General features: G+C 70.6%; 1 protein-coding gene. It reads left to right on the top strand.

Annotated features, from left to right (window positions below):
- Positions 1 to 118 precede the first annotated feature (118 nt).
- Positions 119 to 2,824, top strand: a complete 2,706-nt coding sequence (locus ACOQFS_RS00865) for a circularly permuted type 2 ATP-grasp protein (RefSeq protein WP_421561097.1) — start codon at positions 119 to 121, stop codon at positions 2,822 to 2,824.
- Positions 2,825 to 3,080: the final 256 nt, after the last annotated feature.

Raw genomic sequence — 3,080 nt, 5'->3', positions numbered from 1 at the left:
CACCGCACGCGTCCTCAAACAGGCCGAGGGAAAAAGACCTTGAAAGGGATGGCTCTAAGGCCCAGGGGGTGGCTTACCCGCAGAGCCCTCGCAGCCAAATGCCCGAAAATCGAGCGCAGTGAACCATCCTGACCCCAGCTTTCTCCCTCCCCTCCAGGCGCAAGCGCCCCAGACCGCAGCCCGGCTGAGCGATGCGCTGGCGCCTGCGGCAGCGCCGGGGCACTTTGACGAACTGCGCGGCCGGGGCACGCAGCCCCCCTCGGGCGCCGCAGCGTTCACGCCGGCCAACGCTCCTATTTCTATAGCGTCCAGGGCATATCCATCAAGCGCTTGGGCTGATTTTCTTGATCATTTGGGCCCCGAAGGCTTTGCCGATCTGGACCGGCGCATGGCCAGCCTGCAGCGCCAGGTGCGCGACAACGGCATCACCTACAACGTGTATGCCGACGCCGACGGCCCCGAGCGCCCCTGGTCGGTGGACCTGTTTCCGCTGATCCTTTCGCAGGGCGACTGGGCACAGATCGAGGGCGGCGTGCTGCAGCGGGTGCGCCTGCTCGACCGCATCATGGCCGATGCGTACGGACCCCAGGAGCTGCTGCGCCTGGGGCTGTTGCCCAGCGCGCTGGTGCAGGGCCACCCAGGCTACCTGCGCGCCATGCACGGCGTGCAGCCCGTGGGCGGCATGCACCTGCCGATCGCTGCCTTTGACATGGCGCGCGATGCGCAGGGCGACTGGTGGGTGGTCACCCAGCGCACGCAGGCGCCGTCGGGCCTGGGCTATCTGCTCGAAAACCGGCTGCTCATCTCGCGCCTGTTCCCCGAGGCCTTCCGGCAGATGCGCGTGCAGCGGCTGGCCGCCACCTACCGCGCGCTGCTCGACGGCCTGCGCCAAATGAGCCCCGCCGGAGCCGGCGCGCGCATCGTGCTGCTGACGCCGGGCCCGTACAACGAGACCTACTTCGAGCACGCCTACCTGGCCCGCTACCTGGGCCTGACGCTGGTGGAGGGCAACGACCTAACGGTGCGCGACGCACACCTGTATCTCAAGACGCTGCACGGCCTGCAACCCGTGCACGGCATCCTGAAGCGCCTGGACGACGAGTTCCTGGACCCGCTGGAACTGCGCAGCGACTCGCGCCTGGGCGTGCCGGGCCTGCTGCAGGCCATCCGGGCGGGCCACGTGCTGGTGGCAAACGCACCGGGCTCGGCGTTCCTCGAATCGTCGGCCATACTGGGCTTCATGCCGGCGCTGTGCCGCCATCTGCTGGGCGAAGAGCTGGCGCTGCCGTCGCTGCCCACCTGGTGGTGCGGCGAGCAGGCCGCCCGCCACGCCGTGCTGCCGCAACTGCCCCACAGCGTGATCCGCCCCACCTGGCCCACGCCGCAGCGCACGGCGGTGCTGGGCGGCACGCTGTCGGCCCCCGAGCTGGCCGCATGGACAGAGCGCATCCAGGCGCGGGGCGACGAGTACACCGTGCAGGCATACCAGCCGCTGTCGCAGATGCCTACCTGGCGGCCCGCCAGCGACGAGGCCGGAGGACCCGGTCCGGCGCACATCACGCCGCGCTCGGTCATGCTGCGTGTGTTTGCGGTGTGCGACGGCCCCGGACGGTGGCGTGTGCTGCCCGGCGGCCTGGCCCGCATCGCCAACGACGAGCGCGAGATCACCTCGATGCAGCGCGGCGGCAGCAGCGCCGATGTGTGGGTGCAGACCGGCGGCCCGGTCGACACCACCACGCTGCTCGCCCACAACCAGGCCGCACCGGCCGCGGTGCACCGCAGCCGCCAGGTTACCAGCCGTGCGGCCGAGAACCTGTTCTGGCTGGGCCGCTACACCGAACGCACCGAAAACACGGCGCGCCTCGCCGCCATCACGCTGCAGCGGCTCAATGGCGAAGACCAGGCCTCGGAGCCGCTGCTGGCCTGGCTGAGCACGCTGGCCGTGAGCCAGGGCCTGGTGCTGCCCTCGGTGCCGGCCGCCACACAGGCGCGGCGGGTGTTTGAGCGTTCGCTGGTGGCCGGCCTGGCGCAGCCCGCCCAAGTGACGAGCGTGGGCCACAACCTGCGCGGCATCGTGGGCGCAGCGTCGGCCGTGCGCGACCGCCTGTCGCAGGAGCACTGGAACCTGATCGTGAGCACCGAGGCCGAGTTCTTCGCGCAGCCGCAGTCCGACGACGTCCATGATGATGACGAGGGCGACGACGAACCAGCGGGTGGGGGCGACGCAGCGGGCTATCTGCACCTGGAGGCGCTGCGGCAGCTGGAAACCGTGAGCGGCCGCACCGCCGCGATGACGGGCCAGCAGACCGACCGCATGACCCGGGACGACGGCTGGCGGCTGCTGTCCATCGGCCGGCACCTGGAACGCCTCGGGTTTCTGTCGGCCGTTCTGCACAGCGCGCTGCAAACCGGTGCGGTGTTTGACGAAAGCGGCTTTGAAGCGGTGCTGGGGCTGTTCGACAGCACCATCACCTTTCATGCCCAGTACCAGCTGCGGCGCGACATGCCCGCGCTGCTGGACCTGCTGGTGATCGACCGCGACAACCCCAGATCCCTGGCCTGGGTCGCCCACACGCTGCGAGGGCGCATTGCCCGCATCGAGACGGCCGCAGGCACGAAGGGTGAATCGGCCAACGAGGGCATTCCCGATATCGCCGGGCTGTCGCTGTCCGCCCTGTGCGAGCAGGACGCCGAGGGCCGGTACGGGGCGCTGGAGCAGTACCTGGAGCACTGCACGCGCGGCGCCCTGGGCCTGTCGGACGTGCTGGCCACGCGGTACTTTGCGCACTCTGCCGATGCGGCGCGGCACAGTGTGGGGGTGTGATGCATAGGGAACACCCCCCTGTGGCGCTGCGCGCCTTCCCCCCGCTCTCGCAGTGCTGCGCACTGCGGGCAGGGGGACGCAGGCCTCGCTGCGGGGCGGCCCTTGCTCGGCTGCCTGCGAGGGGGGCGCGCCAGTTTTTGGCGCTGCGCTGCAATGCGATCCAAGAACGCCCTCCTCTGGCGCTGCGCGCCTTCCCCCCGCTCTCGCAGTGCTGCGCACTGCGGGCAGGGGGACGCAGCCCTCGCTGCGGGGCGGC

This window comes from Paracidovorax sp. MALMAid1276, assembly GCF_049198005.1.
Taxonomy (GTDB): Bacteria; Pseudomonadota; Gammaproteobacteria; order Burkholderiales; family Burkholderiaceae_C; genus Acidovorax.
This window is presented reverse-complemented; position numbering and strand designations above follow the sequence as displayed.